The sequence below is a fragment of the Planctomycetota bacterium genome (assembly GCA_035384565.1).
Classification (GTDB): Bacteria; Planctomycetota; PUPC01; order DSUN01; family DSUN01; genus DAOOIT01.
In genome coordinates this window covers 128,474-150,613 of sequence record DAOOIT010000001.1, presented here as the reverse complement: position 1 = coordinate 150,613, position 22,140 = coordinate 128,474, and the positions used below count along the sequence as shown (strand labels likewise).

At 69.3% G+C, this 22,140-nt stretch carries 12 protein-coding genes and 1 pseudogene; 5 read left to right on the top strand and 8 right to left on the bottom strand.

The features are described 5' to 3' along the window. Window positions 1-8 precede the first annotated feature (8 nt). Window positions 9-2,399 (top strand): DEAD/DEAH box helicase, encoded by a 2,391-nt coding sequence (locus PLE19_00470; GenBank protein HPD13389.1) that lies wholly within the window; start codon window positions 9-11, stop codon window positions 2,397-2,399. 121 nt (window positions 2,400-2,520) lie between these two features. Then, on the top strand, window positions 2,521-5,556 hold the full coding sequence (locus PLE19_00465; GenBank protein ID HPD13388.1) for a hypothetical protein: 3,036 nt from the start codon (window positions 2,521-2,523) through the stop codon (window positions 5,554-5,556). Between the two features lie 55 nt (window positions 5,557-5,611). Here the strand turns inward: PLE19_00465 and PLE19_00460 are convergent. The 3 genes and pseudogenes from PLE19_00460 to PLE19_00450 form a co-directional block, all read right to left on the bottom strand. Then, window positions 5,612-6,139 (bottom strand): annotated as a pseudogene (locus tag PLE19_00460) (serine/threonine-protein kinase). A 24-nt stretch (window positions 6,140-6,163) separates the two neighbouring features. Next, window positions 6,164-7,171 carry a hypothetical protein gene (locus PLE19_00455; GenBank protein HPD13387.1) on the bottom strand — a complete coding sequence of 336 codons (1,008 nt, stop codon included), beginning with the start codon at window positions 7,169-7,171 and terminating at the stop codon, window positions 6,164-6,166. Continuing rightward, the gene (locus PLE19_00450; GenBank protein ID HPD13386.1) at window positions 7,149-8,240 is read right to left on the bottom strand and encodes a methyltransferase; all 1,092 of its coding nucleotides are present in this window, start codon (window positions 8,238-8,240) and stop codon (window positions 7,149-7,151) included. Before PLE19_00450 ends, PLE19_00455 begins: the two co-directional genes overlap by 23 nt. Window positions 8,241-8,661: 421 nt before the next feature. Between PLE19_00450 and PLE19_00445 the strand changes: the two genes are divergently transcribed. Further along, window positions 8,662-10,188: a multiheme c-type cytochrome gene (locus PLE19_00445; protein ID HPD13385.1), complete on the top strand. Its 1,527-nt coding sequence runs from the start codon at window positions 8,662-8,664 to the stop codon at window positions 10,186-10,188. A gap of 140 nt (window positions 10,189-10,328) precedes the next feature. Here the strand turns inward: PLE19_00445 and PLE19_00440 are convergent, their stop codons facing one another. From PLE19_00440 to PLE19_00425, 4 genes are all read right to left on the bottom strand, one after another. After that, a complete protein-coding gene (locus tag PLE19_00440) occupies window positions 10,329-11,468 on the bottom strand; it encodes a uroporphyrinogen decarboxylase family protein (protein HPD13384.1) in 1,140 nt (379 codons plus the stop codon). Then, complete coding sequence (locus PLE19_00435) at window positions 11,465-11,989, bottom strand: nuclear transport factor 2 family protein (GenBank protein ID HPD13383.1); 525 nt, start codon at window positions 11,987-11,989, stop codon at window positions 11,465-11,467. The genes PLE19_00440 and PLE19_00435 overlap by 4 nt, the downstream gene beginning before the upstream one ends. Window positions 11,990-12,273: 284 nt before the next feature. Further along, window positions 12,274-14,562, bottom strand: coding sequence for a glycoside hydrolase family 9 protein (locus PLE19_00430; protein ID HPD13382.1), 2,289 nt, complete (start codon window positions 14,560-14,562; stop codon window positions 12,274-12,276). An 88-nt stretch (window positions 14,563-14,650) separates the two neighbouring features. After that, a complete protein-coding gene (locus PLE19_00425; protein HPD13381.1) occupies window positions 14,651-15,823 on the bottom strand; it encodes a phosphoribosylaminoimidazolecarboxamide formyltransferase in 1,173 nt (390 codons plus the stop codon). A gap of 264 nt (window positions 15,824-16,087) precedes the next feature. Between PLE19_00425 and PLE19_00420 the strand changes: the two genes are divergently transcribed. Continuing rightward, complete coding sequence (locus PLE19_00420) at window positions 16,088-19,873, top strand: hypothetical protein (GenBank protein HPD13380.1); 3,786 nt, start codon at window positions 16,088-16,090, stop codon at window positions 19,871-19,873. Between the two features lie 141 nt (window positions 19,874-20,014). Beyond that, on the top strand, window positions 20,015-21,643 hold the full coding sequence (locus PLE19_00415) for a hypothetical protein (protein HPD13379.1): 1,629 nt from the start codon (window positions 20,015-20,017) through the stop codon (window positions 21,641-21,643). A 9-nt stretch (window positions 21,644-21,652) separates the two neighbouring features. On the opposite strand, the gene PLE19_00410 is transcribed toward PLE19_00415, so the two are convergent. Continuing rightward, window positions 21,653-22,048 carry a DUF3568 family protein gene (locus PLE19_00410; GenBank protein ID HPD13378.1) on the bottom strand — a complete coding sequence of 132 codons (396 nt, stop codon included), beginning with the start codon at window positions 22,046-22,048 and terminating at the stop codon, window positions 21,653-21,655. Between the last annotated feature and the right edge of the window lie 92 nt (window positions 22,049-22,140).

Below are 22,140 nucleotides of genomic sequence, written 5' to 3'. Positions count from 1 at the left end.
AGCGCGCCATGGAACTGGATGCCTTTCTTGCCCGCCTTCAGCGCGACCGAGCGACCCGGCAGCAGATCTACCACGTGGGGGACCTGCCCGAGCGTCCGGCCTCCTTTGCCGACCTCCCCTTGGAGCCCCGCGTCGCTGCCTCGCTCGCCGCCCGGGGCATTCATCGCCTCTACACCCATCAGGCCGAGGCCATCGGCCACGTACGCGCGGGGCGCAGCGTGGTCGTTGTCACCGGCACCGCGAGCGGCAAGACCCTCTGCTATAACATTCCGATACTGGAAGCGTTACAGCTTGACCCCTCGGCCACGGCGCTGGCCATCTACCCGACCAAGGCCCTGGCCCAGGACCAGTTCCGCGGCCTCTCGGACCTGGCGGCCGGGGTGGAGGGTCTGAGGCTTGTCGCCGGTCCCTACGACGGCGACACGCCCGCGCCTCAGCGGCGCAAGCTTCGCGACCGAGGCTCCGTGATCCTTACCAATCCAGACATGCTCCACCAGGGGATCCTGCCCAACCACGCCCGCTGGGCGCGGTTCTTCACCAATCTCCGCTATGTGGTGCTGGACGAGGTGCACGCCTACCGAGGCGTCTTCGGCTCGCACGTGGCCAATGTCATTCGCCGCATGCGTCGCATTTGCAAGCACTTCGGCAGCACTCCCCTCTTCATCTGCTCCTCGGCCACCATCGCCAACCCCAGGGAGCATGCCGAGCGGATCATCGGCGGGCCGGCCGAGCTGGTGACCAACGATGGTTCGCCTCGCGGACCCAAGAAGTTCCTCCTCTGGAACCCCCCGCTGCTCAGCCGCGACCGGCCGGCCAACGAGCAGCCTGCCGTCGGCGGCGAGCGCCGCAGCGCGCTCTGGACCGCCGTCGAGCTGCTCGCCGACCTGGTCCGCCGCGAGACGCAGACCATCGTCTTCTCGCAAACCCGCCTCAGCACTGAGCTTATACTCAAGCACGCACGCACACTGCTGGAGCCGCACCACCCTCGCCTCGCCACGCGTGTGCAGAGCTACCGCGGCGGCTACCTGCCCGAGGAGCGGCGCGACATCGAGCGCCGCCTCGCCTCGGGCGAAATCCTCGGCATCACCTCGACCAATGCCCTTGAGCTCGGCATTGACATCGGCTCGCTCGACGCCTGCATCCTGGTCGGCTACCCGGGCACAATCGCCAGCCTCTGGCAGCGCGCAGGCCGCGCCGGCCGCGGCGCCGACCATGCCCTCGTCATCCTCGTCGCTCAGAACTCGCCCATTGACCAGTACCTTATGTACAACCCCGCCTTCATCTTCGGGCGCTCGCCCGAGCGTGCGGTCATTGACCCAGACAACCCCCACATCGCGGTCGGCCACATCAAGTGCGCCCTTCACGAACTCCCCCTCCCTGATGCCGATGTGGAGTCCTTCGGCCCCTACGCCGAGCCGATCCTCGAACTCCTGGCCGATGGCGGCGTGGCCCGACACATCGAGGGCAAGTGGTACTGGGCGAGCGGCGACTACCCCGCCGCCGAGACCAATCTGCGCACCCTCTGCGGCCCTGTCTACACCATCCAGGACACCACGAAGGGCGACCAGGTCATCGGGACAATGGACGAGATTTCGGCTCTTGCTCAACTTCATGACCACGCCGTATATATCCACAGCGGAGACACTTACATCGTCAACAAGCTCGACCTTGAGAAGAAGATCGCCTTCGTCGAGCGCCGCGACCTCGACTACTACACCCAGTCTATCCAATCGTCGCAGATCAGGATTGACGCGAGGGACCGCGAGCAGCCCTGGGGCGCCTCCACGGTCGGCCTCGGTGATGTGACGGTGACCACCCACATCCCGATGTTCAAGAAGGTCAAGTTCAGCAGCCGCGACAGTCTGGGGTTCGAGAAGCTGGAGCTGCCGCCACAGGAGCTCGAGACCGTGGCGATGTGGCTCGTGCCGTCGGACGAGGCTCGCCAGCGGGTGGCCGAGCAGGGCCGCGTGTTCGCCGAGGGCCTCATAGGCATCGCTAACGCGATGGTCGAGGTGGCCCCCATGTTCGTGATGTGCGACGTGCAAGACATTGGCACTACAGTGGATGCGACGAATCTTGGGAAGGACGCCATCTTCCTCTACGACCGCTACCCCGGCGGCATGGGCTACGCCGAGCGGTGCGCAGAGGCCATCGAGGGCCTGCTCAAGAGCGTCCACACCGTCGTCAGCCAGTGCGCGTGCCGCGACGGCTGCCCGAGTTGCGTCGGGGCCGCCGTGCCGGCCTTCGCCCTGAGCGACCTTGATTCGTCGGTTCGTGGCCGCATCCCCGACAAGCAGGCGGCACTTCTGATCTTGCACGACATCCTCGGTCTCGCGCCCTACATCGCCCAGCCCAAACCCCATCCCGACATGCCGGAGAGGCTGTCGCCGGCCGGGTGATCCGGTCGGGCCAGACCCCCGCATGCTGGACACTTGATTCCCCTGCCCGGTGCGGGTAACATGCGGGCTCAGAGGGCGAGGTACCGTTCTCGGCAGCCCTATCGTGAAGGAGGCCGCGGACTTGCAGAATCGCGATCGCCAATCGGCCGTGCCGCAACATCAGCTCAGCGGCGCCGCGCTTGTCGCCCTGCTCGCGCTCCTGGCCTCTGCCGCCGCGCATGCGGGAGAGCCGATTTCCGCCTTCCGGGCCGGGGACGAGTTGGTCGTGAGCCTGGGCCGGCTCGACGTGCTCCGGCAGGCCCATCGGGGGCTCACGGCCGCGCTCACCCTGCGCGGGGATGGTAAGGACAGGGACCTTCTGGTCGATCTGGACGATGAGGCCGTGCAGGGTGCGCTGGTGGTGGACCTGGCCGAGTTCGGCCGGTGCGACGGGGTGAGCGTGACGGTGAGGGACTCGGCGGGGCAGACGGTGGCCGCCCAGGCGATCGCTCCGATTCCCCAGGCCCCGCCCGAGAGCCACGTGGCCGCACCGCAACCGGGGAAGCCCACCGCAGGAGAGCAGTACGCCTACATCGAGCCAGGGACCGCGATGCGCAGGGCGCCCGCGGGAGGCGGCCCGGTGCCGCCGCGAATCGTGCTGCCCGACGTGGGGCAGTTGCGGCGTGTGAGCCTCGAGCCGCCCAGCCGGCGGGTCGCCAAGGCGGCGATCACCTTCCCGGTGGTGTCGGACACCGATTTTCCGCTGGTAGGCGGCGCCGTGGTGTCGCGGCAGACGGCCGCGCCCGACGACCCGTCCAAGGCCAGCCTCTACCTCGCCTACAAGAAGGCGATCTACGAGGGCCAGCCGCCGCACGTGGCGCGGTGGCGGAAGTTCCTCGTCGAGGTGCCTATCCAACGCCACTGGGCCGATGGGCAGGGAGACGAGCGCCTGACCCTCGCCGCCGACCAGTTCGAGGTGCACCTGACCGAGGAGCGCGCGCCGAGCGGCCGGAACATGCTGGGCGAGGGCGATGGCGACCTCGGCCAGAAGGGCGAGATAGACACCGACGACCGGGGGCGGATCTACTGGCGGGTCGAGGGGGGCGGCGCCTACGTGGTGCGGTTCGACCCGAAGGGCCGGAGATTCGAGCAGCCGCCCGTTCCCCTGGAGTTCCAGAAGCTGGTTCCCGACGGCGTGGGCCTGCTGGACGAGTCGCTGTGCCGAGTGACCTGCGCGCGCGGCCGCGTCTTCCTCACGCTGTGCAGCGACACCCTGAGCAGCGCGCGGAACAACCCTCACCCGCGGCGGATCGGCGGGGTCTTCTCGATCCCGCAGGACCGTTGGGACGACGCGGCGGCCTTCGCGGCGGACATTCGGTTGCACGCGGGAAGCTGGGAGAGCGCGCGCCCGGCGCTGTACAAGACGCCGCCCAAGCCCGACACGGCTCTCCGAAAGCTGGGGGCGTGCGTGGCCACACAGACCGGGTGCTTCCTCATCTCGGCGGGGCCGACCTTCGAGGGCGGCCCGTGGCGGCTCGACGTGGACGAGAAGGGGAACACGACCTTCTTCGGCGAGGTGCGTGCGATCGGCGACCCCGTGGCGGCGGACGGCACTCCGTTGCCGCCGACCCGGATGGTGCTGGTCAACGGCATCCCCAAGGGGCGGGTGTGGAATCCCCTGTCGGGGGGCGGGCGCAGCCTGCTCAAGGTGGCGAACGGCGAGATCACCCTGCCCCGCGGCTCGGTGCGCCTGCTCCTGCTCGACGGGCCGGCGGAGATGATGGCGAAGGCCCACGCCTCCATCCGCAAGGGCGCGTTCCAGACCTACGACGGGGCGCCGCAGGGGACGCTGACGATCCAGTACGACCTGGTGGAGAAGCTCAAGAAGGCGCCGCAGGTCCGCGGCGCGTTCGCGGCGTCGCTGAGCGGCGGGCCGAGCCTGGGGCCCGCCTTCCTGGTCTCGGCGGTTCCCGGCGAGGCCGACACGGCCGTGGCCGTGTGCGAGTACACCGGCTACCCCTTGTCCGTGCTTGACTTCTCGGCCCTTCACGAGAAGGGGATCGTGCGCAAGCGCTACCTGCCCGCCACCGCCCCCACCTCGGTGGGGCTGGGCCCCTACTGCTCCCGCTGGGTGCGGCACGGGGACGAGCTCTGGCTCTACGTGAACGGCTACACGGGCATGTCGCGCGTGCAGTACGCCCGGGGCGGCAAGGCCCTGACGGCGATTGCCGCGGACGTCTACGGGCGGCGTCTGGCTCCGGAGGCGACGGACGGCTATGCGCGCGCCGGCCTGAAGAAGGTGGACGGCCTCCTCCCCGTCTTCGGCGGGCGCCTGATAGACACCGGCTACGGCATCGGGGGGCGCGGCGGCACGGCGCTGTCCACGGGGCTTTGCCTCTTCGACCCGCGGCAGCTCTCGGGCGGCGGCCCGGTGCCCGCGCAGACGGCCGCCTACCTGAGCCGGTGCTTCGCGCTCAACACACTGCGGAGCCGGCTGGTCTGGAACGCGCGCGACGGCAGCCGGCGTCAGGAGGTCTTCGGCGCCAGCGGCTCGGTGCGACGGCAGTTCATCAACGAACTCGCCGAGGAGGACAAGGCCCTCGCCCCGAGCAATCTGGACGCGAAGGTCTTCTGCTACGAGGTGGCCGAGAAGGGGGGCTTGCGCGATCTCTACGGTTTCTCGCTGCCGCCCGGGCAGGATGGCCGACCCGTCGAGAGCCACATCGCCCTCTCCCCCTGCAACCGCTTCCTGGTCATTCTGACGCAGGATGGCGTGCTCTACTCCTGGGGCATTGCGCACAAGCAGTTCACCGACGGGCTCGTGCTGACGGCGCCCTCCGGGGCGCCGGTCCAGCCGATGGAGTTCCACCGGCCGAGCGAGTTCCTCTTCGCGTCGCCCGACGGCCAGCTCTTCGTCCTCACGGCGCCGCTCGCGCCCGAGGCCACGGCCATCCAGTTCAGCCGGATCGCGGTGGACGCCCAGGGCCGCCTGAGCGTTCACCCGCACCTGGCGATCGCCTTCGAGGGGAAGGACGGCTGGCGGGACCTCGACCGCGTGGTCCGGTGCTTCATGCCCGACTTGAAGAAGAGGGACGGCTCGTACGACTTCATCCTGGGGTACAGCCAGTCCACCGTGGCGCCGTTCGTGCGCGTGATCTCCGACTTCATCTCGCCGTAGCACGTCGGCCGAGGGGGGGAGTCCGTAGTGCGGGCTTCAGCCCGTGTCCTGCGCGTCAGGTGCGGGCAGAGGCCCCCACGGCGGACAGCGCGGCCCGGAGGTCCCGGGCCGCCTGGAATCGCGCGGCGGGGGCCTTCTCCAGGCACCGCAGGACGATCGAGTCGAGGCCCTCGGGCAGGGCGCTGCCGCGCCGGGCCGACGGCGGCTCGGGCCGGCGCGCGACGTGGGCCCGCAGGAAGTCGCCGGCCGCGGTGCCCTCGAAGGGGGGCGCGCCGGCGAGCAGGAAGTAGAGGGTGGCGCCCAGGGCATAGAGGTCGGAGCGCGGGTCGGCCGCGCCGCCCTGCCAGAGCTCGGGGGCCATGTAGGCGGGCGTGCCCAGCAGCAGCCCGGCGTGGGTGAGCTGCACGCTCGCCTCGACGGTGTGGAACCGGGCCAGGCCGAAGTCGAGGAGCTTGACGAGTTCCTGGCCGTCGCGGGCCGGGGTGACGAAGAGGTTCTGAGGCTTGATGTCGCGGTGGACGATGCCGGCGTCGTGCGCCTCCTCGAGCGCGAGGCAGGCCTGGATGGCGAGGGCGACGGCGCGCGCGGGGTCGAGCGGCCCGTGGCGCTAGACGAGGGCGTGGAGGTCGGCGCCCGCCAGGTATTCCATCACGATGTAGCAAATGCCGTCGTCGCTGGCGCCGAAGTCGAAGATGCGCGCGGTGTGCGGCCCGCGCAACTGGCTGGCCGCGCGGGCCTCGCGCTCGAAGCGCCGGACGAGCTCGCGCGTGAGCGGGCCGCCGACGCGCAGGAACTTGAGGGCCACGTTGCGGCGCAGCACGCCGTCCCACGCCAGCCACACCTCGCCCATACCTCCGGCGCCGATGGGCGCCTGGAGGCGGTAGCGGCCCAGCTTGCGGGCGCGGTAGAGCTGCTGCTGGGCCGTCCACACGGCGTGCCCGCTGGCCAGGCCGACCACGGCCGAGGCGGCCACGAAGACGTAGTGGCTGGCGAAGATGGCCAGGGACTCCAGGCTGTACCACTCGGCGCGCTCGCTGGGCGACACGGCGGCGGCGACGCCCATGACCACGGGGAAGATGAGGCCGATGGGCAGGAAGCTCACGAGCGACTGGCGCCAGGGGTGCGGCATGACCGCGGCGTGCACGAGGCACACCAGCGAGATGCCGTGCATGTAGGCGCTGCGCAGCCCGCCGAGGTGGATGGCCATGAGCGCGATGACGAAGGCGGCGAGGAAGAAGGCCCCGCGCTCCAGCGCCCGAAGCACCCGGAGCGGGGCGCTTCGCCGCCGCACGATGCGGTAGACGGCGTAGAGGACGGCCTCGATGGCGGCCCTGTAGGCGGCGAACAGGAGGAGCGGCGCGCCCGGGTAGAGTACGAGGCACATGTAGACGTCGAGCAGGGCGAAAGCCGGCCATACCCACAGGCTCACCCGCATGGCGTGAAGGATCACGCGGCGTTCGCGCTCGGCGTGGGAGTTGTTCTCGGCGGCCTCCTCGGCGGCCGAGAGGGCGCGCGAGCGCGTCGCGGGGGCCGTGGCGCCCGGGGCGTCGAGCCGCACCGTGCTCGGCAGGGCCAGCACGCCGCCGCATGGGTCATTCTGCTTCCTGGCGTCCATAGCTCACAGGCTCGAGGGAGGCCGCGGCCGGGCTGGCCCCGCCGCGCTCGGCCGAGGGACGGGAGGGCTGAACCGCCTCGATGACGGACACCTCGTGCGCGGTGGGCACGATGCGGCGGAGGTCCAGCCCCGCGGCGGCGAAGAGCCGGCGGAACTGGCCCTCGGTGCGCTCGCGGCCGCCGACGATGAGCATCATGAGGTCAATCCACTTGCCGAAACACGGGGCGTTGCCCGGGGGGATGACGCTCTCGATGACGAGGATTCTGCCGCCCGGGGCCATGGCATCGCGGCAGTTGCGCAGGATGGCCGCGGCCTGCTCGTCGTCCCAGTCGTGCAGGATGTGCCGCAGCACGTAGGCGTCGGCGCCGGCCGGGACCGCCGTGAAGAAGTCGCCGCCGATGGCGCGGCCGCGGCCGGCGAGGCCCAGGCGGTCGAGCGTGGCCCGGGCGCCCTCGGCCACAGCGGGCAGGTCGAACACGATGCCTTCGAGGCCCGGATGCCGCCGGAGCATGCCGGCCAGGGCGAGGCCGTTGCCGCCCCCCACGTCCACCACGGTGCGGAACGCCGAGAAGTCGTAGGCATCGAGCACGGGGACGGTCTCGGCGTCGTGGATGCCGTTCATCGCGGCGTCGTAGATGCGCCCGCGGTCGGGGTGTCTGGTGGTGTACTCGAAGAAGGGCATGCCGAACGTCTGGCGGCAGACCTCGCGGCCCGATCGCACGGCGGCGGCGAGGTGGCCCCAGGACTGGTAGAACTCGGCGCCCATCATGATGGCGAACCAGCGCTGGGAGGCGGGGGCGTCGCTGCGCAGGCGCTGGGCGAGGGGCGTGAGGGTGAAGCGGCGCTGGTCGTCCTCGGCGAAGATGCCTACGCTGGCCAGCGCGCGCAGGAGGCGGTAGAGGGCGCCCTCGTGCGCGCCGGCCTGGCGGGCCAGCTCGGCGGCCGTGCGCGGCCCCCCCGCGAGGAGGTCGGCCAGGCCGAGTTCGGCCGCCACGTAGATGCCCTGGGTGATCCAGGCTCCGCTGATCATCTGGTTGAGGCGCAGCGCGTTGGCCTCGACGTCGCTCACGGGGCGACCTCCTGACCCGGCCCGTTGCGGTCGAAGCCGGCCCTTTTCGGTAATGTACACTATATCGGTCAATGAAGCAAGGATTTTCTCGCTGGCGAACTGCGAACCCCGTTCAGATCACGCTTTTCTGCGGGGGGAGGCGACTGGAGACCCCGGTCCGCTTCGGCCCCATACTTGCTCAACTCTGGGGGGGAGGAAATTGAGCAAGTATGGCGGGAATGGCCGTAGAAACCGCCGGATCGCCAAAGCGCCATACTTGCTCACCTGGCGGGGAGGGGCGAGGTGAGCAAGTATGAGGGCAGGATGTCTGGTTTTCCAGACTCCCGTGTCACACGCCGTGGGAACGTATTGACTGTGCGCGCGCCTGGCGTAAGATAAGAGCATCGCCAGGAGTCCGGGCACCAACCCCGAGGAGCGAGCCATGCGAGACGCCGTGCTTCGTTCTGCGGCTGGCCTGTTGTTGGGGGCGTGTGCGTGTGCCGCCTGGGGCGGCGAGGGGGCCGCGGCGGCGCCCAAGCCGCTCCGCGTGAGCAAGCAGACTCAGGCCTGCATTGACTGCCACGAGGCCGTGCAGCCCGGCATCGTCGAGTCGTGGCGCCGCAGCCGCCACGCCCAGGCGTCGCCCGCAATGGGCATGGCGGCGCCCGAACTCGAGCGCCGCATCTCGGCCCAGGCCGTGCCCGAGGCGCTCCAGGCGGTGGCCGTGGGCTGCTACGAGTGCCACAGCCTGAACACGGCCGCGCACAAGGACAGCTTCGATCACTTCGAGACGCGGATCAACATGGTCGTGACGCCGAACGACTGCAAGACGTGTCACCCCACCGAGGCCGACGAGTATGCGAGGAGCAAGAAGGCGCACGCGCTGGGCAATCTCCAGAAGAACCCCGTCTACCACGCGCTGGTGGACACGGTGACGGGGCTGAAGACGGTGGCCGAGGGCGGCGCCATCACGGGCGCGAAGGGCAGCGAGACCACGAAGGCCGAGACGTGCTACGCCTGCCACGGCACCGTGGTGGGCGTGGAGGGCATGCGGACGGTGAAGACGGATGCGGGCGACATCCAGGTGCCCGTGCTCACCGGCTGGGCGAACCAGGGCGTGGGGCGCGTGAACCCCGACGGCTCGCAGGGCTCGTGCGCCGCGTGCCATCCGCGGCACACGTTCTCCATCGAGGTGGCCCGCAAGCCCGAAACGTGCGGCCAGTGCCACCTCGAGCCCGACGTGCCGGCCTACAACGTCTACAAGGAGAGCAAGCACGGCAACCTCCACGACGCGCTGAAGGCGAAGGAGGCGTGGGACCGGGTGCCGTGGGCCGTGGGGCGCGACTTCGAGGCCCCCACCTGCGCCGCCTGCCACAACAGCCTGCTCGCCACGCCCGACGGGGCGGTGGTGGCGAAGCGGAGCCACGACTTCGGCGCTCGGCTCTGGGTGCGCCTCTTCGGCCTCATCTACTCGCATCCGCAGCCCAGGGAGGGCGCCACACACACGATCAGGAACGCCGACGGCCTGCCGCTGCCCACCACGTTCGGCGGCAAGCCGGCCGCGGAGTTCCTGATTGACGAGGCCGAGGCGAAGCGCCGCCAGGCGGGGATGAAGGCCATCTGCCAGAGCTGCCACGGGAGCAGTTGGGCCAACGCGCACTTCGCCAAGATGGACGCAAGCATCGCCGAGGCCGACAAGATGGTGGCCGCCGCCACGACGCTGCTCGTGCGCGCGTGGGACGCCGGCTTGGCCGACAAGGCGAACCCCTTCGACGAGGCCATCGAGCAGGCCTGGGTGGCTCAGTGGCTCTTCTACGCGAACTCAGTGCGCTACGCCTCCGCGATGTCCGGCCCCGACTACGCGGCGTTCAAGAACGGCTGGTGGGAGCTGACGCGCAACCTCCAGAAGATGCACGACTGGCTGAAGCTGCGCGCTCCCGCTAAGGGCAAGGGGGAGGCGAGCAAGTGAGAGCGAGGGGCGAAACAGGAGAGTGGGTGACCGTGTGACATAGCCGCCCCCGCCTGCGGCGGACATGGTGGGCAGCGTGTCCACACGCTGTGAACCGCGGGACGGGGACGTCCTGCCCACAGGGCGCGCGATTGAGCGGGTCAGTAGAGCCTGTGCTCGCGATAGACCTGGTGGGCGTAGAGGAAGTCGGCGTAGTCGGTGTTGGTGGAGATGGAGTGGTCGGAGGCGAAGACGAAGCGCGCGCCGCGGGCCTTCATGCCCTTCATGAACCTCGTCACTTCGCGGCGGATGAGGCGGCGGTCGCCCGACTCGAGGATGCGCTTGTCGAAGCCGCCGACGAAGAGGAGCGTGTCGCCGTACTTCTCGGCGTACTCGAGCGTGTCGTTGCCCGCGGCCACCTCCATCGGGTTGAGGCCGTCGAAGCCGGCCTCGACGATCATGGGGAGCGCCTCGCGCGTGCTGCCGCAGGTGTGCAGCACCACGGGCAGGCCGTAGCCGTGGAAGAAGTCCACCACCTCCTTGAAGTAGGGGAAGATCAGCTCGGCCAGCACCTTGGGCGAGGCGAAGAGGCCCTTGTTGTAGCCGAGGTCTTCGTACATCCACATGCCGTCGGGCACGCCGGCCTCGTCGAAGAGCAGCTTGTAGTGGCCCTTGTAGAAGTCGGTGTAGACGCGGGCGTAGTCGTGGATCCAGGCGGGGTCGAGCAGCAGGCTCTGGTAGAGGCACAGGTCGCCGAGGCTCTGGCGCATGCACTCCCAGATGAAGAGGTGGCCGTAGTAGGTCCAGCGCTGCTTGCCGCGCCACTCTTCGAGGGCCTTCTTCGCGCCCTCGATGCCCACGCGGGTGCGGTCCACCTGTAGAAGATGGGGACGGTAGTCGCGCTCCCACACCGCGCGGCTGGTCATGCGGAAGTCCACGTGCTCGGGCGTGCCCGACTTGTTTTTCCAGTACTTGAAGGCGGCGCCGGCGCCGTTGCGGGTGACGCGCCACTCGTCGGTCTCCTCGACCAGTTCCGACACGCCCTTGAGCGGCATCATGTCGAACCAGCCGCCCACGCCGGCCATGTCGAAGCCGAAGTGCTCGGTGGGGCTGACGGGGTCGTCGAACTCCTTCTCGACCTCCTGGCCGTTCTCGGTGACCTTTCGCTTGTTCTTGAAGGTGGGGTAGCCCTGGGTGACCCACTTGCGTAGCGTGTCGCCCCAGGGGCTGTCGAAGAGCGGCACGTAGTCGGCCGGCTGTTTGGCGAAGAGGCGGCGGAGGTTCTCGGCGGGCGTCATCATTGCGGGGCGTCCTTCGGCTGGGGCTCGGCGGGCCTGGAGGCGGCGAGCGGATTCGAATGCTCGTGGACGAGGCGCCACCCGGCGTCGGCCTTGGCGAAGACGAGCGTTTGCCACGTCGTGCGGCGGTAGGGCTTCTCGTCCTCGGCCAGGGTGCCCACGAGCGCCACCTTGCCGAGGATGATCGCGGCGTCGCCAAGGAAGCGCACCTTCTGGACCTCGTAGGACACGGTGAGGTCCTTGAACAGGCCGCGGATATCCTCGCGGGCTTTGGCGAGGCGCGTGAGGTACTCGGCCTTGCCGTTCGAGCGCTCGCCGTTGGACCACACGATCACCGCGTCGTCGGCCACGATCTCCTCGAGGCGTTTGGTCGGCGTGGCGCCGACGACGTTGAGCGCGAAGTTGAATTCCTGCGCGAGGTAGCTGATCAGCTTCGCCGTCTCGTCGGGCGCCTCGCCCTCACCGCCGGTCGCCGCGAGCCCGAGGCCCGCAAGACACGTTACCACGATGCACAGCCTGGCCATGGCTATCGCCTCCGGGAAGTCTTGTCCGGGGATGGGAAACGGGGTACGACTACATTACCATGTCGGGCGGCGCTTGTCGAGAGCGATCGCCAGGTCTCAGAGGGACCATCCCATTGTCAACAGTGCGTCATTCCGCGCGAAGCGTAGCGAAGTCGAGGAATCTCTCTTGCCATGGCGCCAGGAAAGAGAGATGCCTCGACAGGCTGGGCATGACACGTCCAGGAAGGCCGGTCCCGCCACCCATTGCCGTCGTGCTCTCCGGGGCCGCTGTGGCCACCACCCGGTCACTTCCTCGCAGCCAGATAGCCCCAAAGGTAGGCATTGGCGGCCATGGGGCTCTGGACGGTGTACTCGCAGACCGAGGGATACCAGAAGACGTCCCAGTAGGCTTCGGCGGTGGGCCACTGGGCCACGGCGGGGAAGGCGAAGCGGGCGACGTTTTTCTGGCCCCAATCGCCCTTGGCGCGCTCGACCTCCTGCGGGCCGAACACGGTGAGGCCAGGGGGCGGCGGCTGGTGGGTGACTCGCGAGTCGATGTGCAGCGGGTGCTGGGGCCAGCGGGGGCCGATGCCCGTGGTGTAGCACAGATTCAGCGGGTTCGCCCCGCCGCCGAACTGGCAGGCCAGCACGAGGGCGCGAAGGTACTTGGCTTCGCCGGTGAGGACGTGGGCGCGGGCGACGCTCTCGGCCTCGGGCGTGACGGGCGCGCCCCAGCCGAAGGGGCGCCAGAAGTGCTTCATCCAGCGGAAGCCCGACTGCGCCTGCGAGGTCAGCCGCTCGTCCGCCTCGCGGAGGATGGCGGCGCGGCAGTTGGCCTTCACCGCCGCGTCCGTGCCGGGCCGCTCGGTGCGGGCGTAGAGCCAGGCGGCGTCGCGCTGCTCGTGCTTCTGCCACACGAAGAGGTCGGCCTTGGGGTCGTGGAAGACGGTGGTCGCCAGGAAGAGGGCGTGCCAGGCGGCCTCGCCCGTGAGCCGGAACAGCTCGATGGCAGCGAGGTTGCGGGCGTCGCGCACCTCGATGGGGAGTTGCCTGTCGCCGGCAGCCTTCAGTTCCTTCTCGGCCCAGGCCATGGCCCGAAGGGCGCTGTCGCGGTAGACCTCGGCCAGCGCGGGCCTGAGCTTGCCCAGGACGAGCGCGGCGCGGGCGGCGACGCCCGCGTAGACGTAGCTCGACCACACGCACGGGGCGTAGGCCATGACGGTGAGCGACTCTTGCCAGCTCCCCTCGCCGTGGCGCGGGTGCTCTTCGCTCTCGATGCCGCCGCGGATGCCGCCTTCGGGCGTCTGCATGCGGCGATAGCAGTCGAGGCCGAACAGCGCCTCGTTCACCACGTCGGGCAGGCCGTTGCCTGATTCGGGGATGTTGAGCGGCACGGCCGCGAAGTAATCGGGGAAGAGCTCGGCCAGCTCCAGGAGCAGCCGCGTGACGGCGAGGTGCTGGATGCGGCGGTCCCAGTCGCCCGCGTCCATGTAGCCGCCCCAGGCGTTGGCCACAAGCTGGTCGGTGCGGCCCTTGTTGAGATTGCCGAAGTTGCCGTCGTCCTTGCGATTCAGGCCGTTGCCCGAGTCCATGAGGCCGCAGTTCGAGTGGTAGACTTTGAGGCCGTCGTCGGGGTGGAAGGCACGTGGGCGCTTGAAGGTGGTGTGCGGCGGGCCCAGGGCGATGCCGCTGCGCTGGTGGTAGAAGCCGCGGGCCGAGACGGTGAATGCCTTCCGCCAGGCGTCGTCGGCGATGGCAAAGGGGAAGGAGCAGCCGACGCCCTCGACGGCCACGCGATAGGTGCCGGGCGTCGCGAGCGGCGAGAAGTCCATCTCGTAGACGGGCGCGCCGCTGTAGTTGTGCTTGTAGGCATCCTCGGGTTCGGCGGCGCCCTTCGAGAGGGCGACCTTGCCCTGGAAGACGCTCTTGCCGCCCTCGTCGAGCACGTCGAAGCGCAGGCCGCCGCCGTAGGTCACGGCTCCGCCGCTGCCCATCCAGCACGAGAGGAAGGCGGCCTTGGCCGGGTCGTCGGGGCGGAAGCCGAGGTGGCTCACGTGGACGGCCTCGCTGCGCAGCTCGGTGGGCTTCCACGTGAAGCCCGTGGCGAGCAGGCGCCCGCCTCGGAAGCAGACAAGGTAGTCGCGCCCCACGACCAAAGGCTTGGGCAGTTGGAGATAGAGATGGTGCTCGACGGGCGCCTCCATCTGCCAAGGCCCGACCCGCGCGAAGTCGCTCGGCTTGCTCTTGCGATGGACCGCGACGGGGGCCGTGCCGTCGCCCGCGTAGTTGGGGTCGTCGGGGCAGCGGACCCCGTAGCTCTCGGGCTTGTCGGCCCAGGCCAGGTCCAGCTTGTCCCCCACCACGCGGTCGGGCGTGTAGAGAATCCTCTCGTCCTTGCCGACCAATGCACCGATGAACTTGCCATCGCGGTGGACCCAGCGCTGGTGGGTCTTGCGGTCAAAGCTATCGCCGGCCTTCGCCTCGTAGGGCACCTGGTCGCCGTACTCGGCCCGTCCGGCCTGCACGACGACCTCGATGATGTCGGGCGCCGCCATGCCGACGTGCACGACCTGGGGCATCTCGGCGGCGAGCAAGCCCGATCCAGCGACAAGAACCAGGGAGGCCAGAACTCGCGGAGCGGGGACGCCCCGCCCACAGTGTGGAGCAGCCACAGATCCCCTCCTAATGGAGGAACAGCCGCAGGCCGGTGTGGACCATCACCATTCCGTACTGGTCGGCCGCCTCGGTGACCAGGTCGTCGCGGGCCGAGCCGCCAGGCTGCATGACGTACTGCACGTGGCTGCGGCTCAGGCGGTCAATCGAGTCGCGGAACGGGAAGAACGCGTCGCTCGAGCACGCGATGCCGTCGAAGCGGGCCACCCATTCCTCCCGTTCCTGGCGGCTCAGCGGCTCGGGCGCGGCGTCGAGCTGGTCGAGCACCCAGGCCCGCTCGGCCGCGGCCAACTCGTCCCACAGCAGATACGCGTCCACGAGGTTCGTCTTCTCGGGACGCCCCAGGCCCTTCTTGAAGGGAAGGCTCAGCACGCGCGGGTGCTGCTGGAGGAGCCACTTGTCGGCCTTGCCGCAGGCCAGGCGGGTGCAGTGGACGCGCGACTGCTGCCCCGCGCCCATGCCGATCACCTGCCCGTCGTAGGCCAGGCCCACCGAGTTCGACTGCGTGTACTTGAGGGCGACCGAGCACACGAGGAGCGAGAGCGCCGCGTCCTCGGGGATGGCCTTCTTCTTCGACACCACGTTCTTGAGCAGGTCGCGGGTGATCTTCGCCGTGTTGCGGGTCTGTTCGATGCGGAAGCCGAAGAGGTCGCGGTACTCCAGCTCGGGCGGCTCGTAGGCGGGGTCCATCTCGATGGCCAGATAGCGCCCGCCCTGCTTGGCCTTGAGAATCTCGAGCGCCTCGGGCTCGTAGCCCGGCGCGATGAGGCCGTCGGAGACCTCGCGGGCGATGAGCCTGGCGAGCGAGACGTCCACCACGTCGCTCACGGCCGCGATGTCGCCGAACGAGCACAGGCGGTCGGCGCCCCGCGCCCGCGCGTAGGCGGTGGCCACGGGCGAAAGCTGCTCGCCTTCGGGAATGAACTGCGAGACGCGGAAGCCCTCGTCGAGCGGCTTGGCGATGGCCGCGCCCGCCGGGCTGACGTGCTTGAACGACGCCGCCCCCGGCAGTCCCGTCGCCTGCTTGAGCTCGCGCGCGAGTTGCCAGGCGCCCAGCAGGTCCAGCAGGTTGATGTAGCCCGGCGTACCGTTGTGAATCTTCAGCGGCGATGGGTCGCGCTCGATGACGAGGCGCGCGAACTTCTGATGCGGGTTCAGCCCGTACTTCAGCTTGATCTCCATCAGGCAGATTCCCCGAGAGACATTGGACCGCGAATCACGCGAATCGGCGCGAATCCGATGATCGCAGAAAGGCGGCGAGGCGTCAAGCGCGCGAGTTCGTAGTGCGGCCTTCAGGCCGTACGTAAGGGCCTAGTGTCAAGCCTTCCGCTTGCCGAGCGCAACCGGGTCGGTTGCGGCTACGCGCGTGACTGGCAAGACAGGGCGCAAGGTGTATAATGCGGCGGCGGAGGGGGAGCGCGGCCTCGAGGATGAAGGAGGATGCCGATGCGCCGAATCCCAGCCCCGTGCCTGATGGCGCTCTGCATAGCCGCGTCCGCCCACGCGGGCCTCTTCGGCGGCAGGTGGTGGAGGGAGGTGCCCGCCGGCGAAGACATCGCCCGGTTGCCGATGAGCACGGAGAAGGCTCAGGACGACTGGGAGGTGGGGCCGGGGCTGAAGGCGGTCGGCGACGAGTCGCTCGGCGCCACCGTCCTCGAGCACTCGGGCGGGGCCGTGGGCTTCCTGCGGACGCGGAGGGCCGCCGAGGGGCCTTGCGAGATCATCGCACACGTCCGCATCACCGAGGAGAAGGCCGGCGGCCACGGGGCCACCCTTGCCTGCGGCGTGAGGGGGCTGAGCGCTGCGCCCGAGTGGGACTACGCGCTGGAGGCCACCTCGTCGCCGGCCACGGGCCGCTTTCACCTCACCCTCTCCCCGATGATGGGCATGGCGGGAAGCCGCGTCTACCAGACCTCTCGGCCCGCCATCGAGGACCCCGTCCGCATGCAGTGGCCGCACCCAGTCACAATCGCCGAGCGTTTCAGGGAGATGCCGAAGTACTGGCCCGAGCCTCTACGGACGGAGCTCGAGGCGGCGATGGCGAGGATCAAGAGAGTGCCTGAGACGTGGTTCACGCTGAGGATCGAGCTTGAGCCGGACGCTGTGCGCCTCTACAAGGGCGGGTTCCTCGTAGCCGAGCGGCGGCCGCCGGGGCGCATCACGGGCGATGTGGGCCTCTGGCTCCGAGGCAACGTCCGCGTTGCCTCACTCCGCGTCGTTCGTAGTGCGGGCTTCAGCCCGCCTCCTCAGATACGGCCTGAAGCCCGCACTACGAACCCGGAGGGCTTCTGCCCGGTGCGCATCCAGGAGGCGTGCAACGCTGAGGCCATGGCCGGCCCCGCAAGGATGCTCGACCGTGCGTCCATGCCGCCGGGCTTTGGCACCGTGGCCGTGCGCGGAGTGCCCTTCCAGTTCGCCTGGTGGGAGAGGGGCGGCCTCGACCACGTGGACGTCGGCGCCAGTCTGTTCCGCTTCAGGAACCACGCCGACTACATAGATGCACTCACGACCTGGCCTGAACCGTGGCTGATTGACCCCGCGCGGATTCGCTTCAGCGTGCCCAACCGCCCCTGGCGGCGGCTGTGGCTCGTCGCGGCCTCCGATGGCGAGCCGAACAAGGTGCCGGTCGTCACCGCCCGCTTCTATCGTCCACGGGCAGGCTTCGCCGTGGATGCGGCCGCCGAGGTGCCGACATTCGCGGGGCGCGGAGGCCCGGCCCACAATGCGCCCAGGGGGACGCAGCGCCTGCCTGTGACGCGGGCCAATGGGGAGAGCGGCAGTCTGTGGCTCGTGCCCATCGAGCTGGACAGCGTGACCATCGCCTCGCGTTTCCGCGAGGAGCACACGCTCTCCCTTGAGCTGACAAAGCAGGTCCACGACTGGCGGATGTTCCCCGACCCTGCGGTCTACGACCGGTTCCAGGGCGGCCTGCCGAGCGGCGTGCGCATCTTCGCCATGACGCTGGAGGAGGCGCCTGTCCGCCTCATCGCGTCCAGCAACCGCACGGGCAACGCCTTCGTCAGCCCCGAAACGCCCGTCTGGCAGGTGAAGTTGGCGAATCTCCGCAGCCGCGAGATGCGCGCCGCCATCCGCCTCACCATCACCGACCCCTATGGCAAGCAGGCGATCCTTGAGGGCGAGAGCCGGCTGGGGCCGGGCCTGAGCGGACAACTCGACTTCCCCCTCGCGCCGCAGGTGGTCGGCCTGCACCGCGTGAAGACCGAGGCCGAGGTCGGCGGCGAGACGTTTGCGCAGGAGGGCACATTCGTCCAGCTCCCGCCCGACACACGGAAGGCCGATGCGTCCAGCAGCCGCTGGGGCCTCTGGTGGTGGCGCGGCGGCCACCTGACCAACCCCAACGAGGCGGAGGACCTCTACCTCCTCCGCGCCGCCGGCACCCGCATCGCCGCGGCCAAGGACATCCAGACTCGCCGCCAGTGGGGCATGATCCCCAACCCCGCCCACGTCCTCGGCGGCCCCGCCAAGTGGGCTTTCCAGGACCCCCACGACCCGAAGGAGTACGAGAAGTTCGGCGACGAGATCGGCCTCAAGGTTGCCGAGATGCTCAAGGAGTCGCCCGACATCCCTTACTTCTGCGTCTTCACCGAGCAGGCCATCTCGGAGACGCTGACCTACGGCATCCTCTCGCGCTTCGTGGGCGAGGGCGAACAGCAGTTGACCGCCGAGGAGAGGGCGCGCCTCCGCGCCTTCATCGTCACGGGCAAGGCTGCCTGCGAAGGCATCCGCAAGCACGCGCCCAAGGCCAAGATATCCTTCGGCTGGTGCGAGCCCATCTTCAGCGTGCCCTTCATGTGGGAGAAGTTCCCGAAGGAGCTGATGGACGCCATCGGCCTGGACACCCCGCAGTTCGAGCGCATGCCCGAGATGCCCATTCGCTCGGTCGCCCCGAACCGCCTGTGGATGCTCCGCGAGGAGATGAAACGCTGCGGCTACGAAGGTATCCCCATCATCCACACCGAGAGCTACTTCGCATCGAGCCATCCCCTCGCCCTCGGCCCGCGGACGGCGGCCGACCACTACGTCCGCACCTCCGTCCTGTCGCTCGCCCTGGGCACGGCGAAGTTCATGTGGTGTTTCACGCTCCACGACTGCGCGGACTACTGGGGCAGCAACCACTATGGCTGCATCGGCATCACGGGGCCGCGGCCTGAGTTCAACCCCAAGCCCGCCTTCCCCGCCTATGCCACGATGACCCGCCTCCTCGACCAGGCGAGCTTCGACGGCTACGTGCCCACCGGCTCCCAGTCCGCCTACTGCGTCCGCTTCAAGAGCGGGACGCAGTTCATCTACTGCCTCTGGACGATTCGAGGGAGTCGCCCTGCCATGCTCCACGCCCCCAAGGCGAAGACCGTGGTGTTCACGGACGAGAGCGGCAATGAGCAGAGGCCCGCGGAGCCCTGGATCACACTCGCGCTGGGGGTGGAGCTAACGCCCACACCCGTCTGGGTCACGACCGACCAGCCCATCACGAAGATCGATCTCTGGCGGCCCCAGCACGCCGAGCAGCCTGCCGGACACAGCCTCGTACTCGACAAGTTCGACAAGCCCTGGAACTACGACCCCGCGCCCTACGACCGCTATGCCAAGAACCACTGGGACCTGCCCCGCTTCCCCGGGCCCATGAAATCCGAAGGCGTGGCATCCGAGCAACGGAAGTCGAACGTCTGGCAGATCACGCTGGCCGACCCTGACAAGGAGCGCCCCCTCGCCGCCTGGTACGGCGTCTTCACGCCGCCCAAGCCCCTCGCCATCCCTGGCAAGGCACGGGCGCTCGGCGTCTGGGCCAACGGCCACTCCAACTGGGGCCGCATCATCTACGAGATCGAGGACGCTAAGGGCGAAGTGTGGCAGAGCATCGGCACCAAGAACGAGTGGAACTGCGACGACATCCATTCGTGGTCCTACTTCAACTTCGATGGCTGGCGCTGGCTCGAGTTCCCCCTGCCCAACAACCTGCCCGGCGACAACTACCGCGAGAAGGACACCGTCTGGTGGAACCACTCGGCCGAGGGTATCGTAGACCTGCCGGTGAAGCTCACCCGCATCATCCTCGAGATGCGCACGCACAACATCTACGTCAACGACCTGGTGCCCGTGGCCGACCGCAGCGTGCAACTGGACAATCTGACAGCGATTTACGATAATGCCGAGGCGATGACCGAGGCGCCCGTACGGCTACAGCGGGGAGCAGGCGTCCCCACAAAGCCCTGACCATGGGAGGAGGAGCGCAGTCGTCTTAGCCCCGGAATGGGGGCGTTTGAGCCGTAGCCCACTTCGTGGGCTGCTAGAACGGCCTCGTGCACAAGCAGGCGTGTCGCCTTGCTGGTGCAGTGGTCACTAGGAGGCAAGCGTTTGCGCATAACCGTCCTGTGTGTCATGTCCTGCGTAATGCTCCTGGGTGTGGCGCGTGGCGGCGAGGCCCCGCCCGTTGCGAAGGTGGAGGAGCAGAAGCTCGGGCCGCTTCACGACAACATCCTGCTCTGGCGCACAACGCGCGACGGGCAGCGCCTGGCCTACGCCGCCGCCGTCGAGGGCAAGGTGATCGTCGTGCTCGACGGCCAGCCCGGCCCCGCCTACGACGCCATCGCCCCGGGCACGTTGCGCTTCAGCCCCGACGGCAAGCGCCTCGGCTACATCGCCGCCAAGGGCAAGAAACAGCTTGCCGTGATTGACGGCCAGGCCGGCCCCGAGTTCGACGGCATCCTCGAGCGTCACCCCTTCTTCAGCCCCAATGGCGCCCACGTGGCCTATGCGGGCCACAGGGGCGGGAAGTGGACCGTCGTGCTCGATGGCCAGCCCGGCCCGGAGTTCGACGCCATCCTGGCCGACAACCCCGTCTTCAGCCCCGACGGCACGCGCGTCGCCTACGCCGCCAAGAGGGGCGACAAGTGGTCCGTGATCGTGGGCGGGCAGGCCGGCCCCGAGTTCGACGCGATCCAGGCCGGCGCGCCCTTTTTCAGCCCCGACGGCACGCGTCTGGCCTACGGCGCGCAGTCGGGCGCCAAGTGGGTCGTCGTCGTGGACGGTCAGGCGGGGCCCCCGGTGGACGCCATTCTCCCCGGCAGCCCGCTCTTCAGCCCTGATGGCAAGCACCTAGCGTACGCTGCGCAACTCGGCAAGAAGCACGTGGTGTTTCTGGACGGCCGGGCCGGGCCGGAGATGGACGCCCTCGCCGAGGGCAGCCCGACCTTCAGCCCCGACAGCGCGCGCCTGGCCTGGGGCGGGCGCGTGGGAGAGAAACACCACCTGTTCCTCGACGGCCAGCCCGGCCCCCCCTTCGATGCCCTGGGCCGCGGCGACCCGGTCTTCAGCCCCGACAGCACGCGCGTGGCCTACAGCGCGAAGAAGGGGCAGAAGTGGGCCGTGATCCTCGATGGCAAGGCGGGGCCGGACTTCGATGCCATCATGGACCGCACACCCGTCTTCAGCCCCGACAGCAGGCGGGTGGCCTACGGCGCGCGCCGCGGCGAGAAGTGGCTGATGGTGGTGGACGGCCAGCCCGGCCCGCCGTGGGACGGCCTCAAGTCGCGCACGCCCGTCTTCAGCCCCGACGGCAAGCGGCTGGCCTACGGCGCGCGCAAGGGCGACGCCTGGCTCGTGGTGGCCGACGGCCAGCCCGGCCCCGAGTTCGGCGGCATCGGCGAGGGCACCGTGGCCTTCAGCCCGGACGGCTCGCGCCTTCTTTACGTCGCCGGCAGAGCCACAAGGAAATTCGTGGTCGTGGATGGACAGACGGGACCCGAGTTCGACGACATCGCGCCGCCGGCCTTCAGCCCCGACGGGCGACACGTCGCCTGCCGCGCCAAACGGGGAGATGCCAAGGCCAGCCAGTCGTTCATCGTGCTGGACGGCCAGGCCGGCCCCGCCTACGACGGCATCATCCCCAACGGCCCCGCGTGGCGTCCGGACGGCTCCGTGGAGTACCTGGCGCACCGGGCGAAGGTGCTCTACCGCGTGCGGCAGACGCCGCCGGGGAAGTAGCGAGGCCGCTCAGAGGCGCTTGAGGATCTTCTCGAGAATCTGGCGCGAGAGGGCCTCGTCGCCGAACACGCCTACGCGGATGGAGATGGCCGTCGCCTTCGGCGTAAGCTTCGTGAGCGTGATCTCCACCCGCTTGTCGGCCTCCACACGGGCCGTGAGCTTCGCGCGCTCGACCCCTTCCGTGCGCTCGAGGACCGTGAGCTTCATCTCCTTGAGCGTGGCGTCGGTGGCCTTCAGCACCTTGTCGAGCGGGGCGTCCTGATTGGTCTTGAGTTCCCCCTGGAGATAGGCCACGGTGCCCGCGCCCGCGGCAGCGCCGGCGCCCACGAGCAGCAGCGCGCAGCCCGAACTGACGAGCGCAGTGAGCGCTACACCCAACATCACTAGCGAACGCTTGGCATTCATCTTCCGTCTCCTTTCAACGGCTCGGGGGAATCGCGGGCTCCCCAGCTCTCATAGTACTACGGAGGCCGGCTCGGGTCAACCGCCTCCTAGGA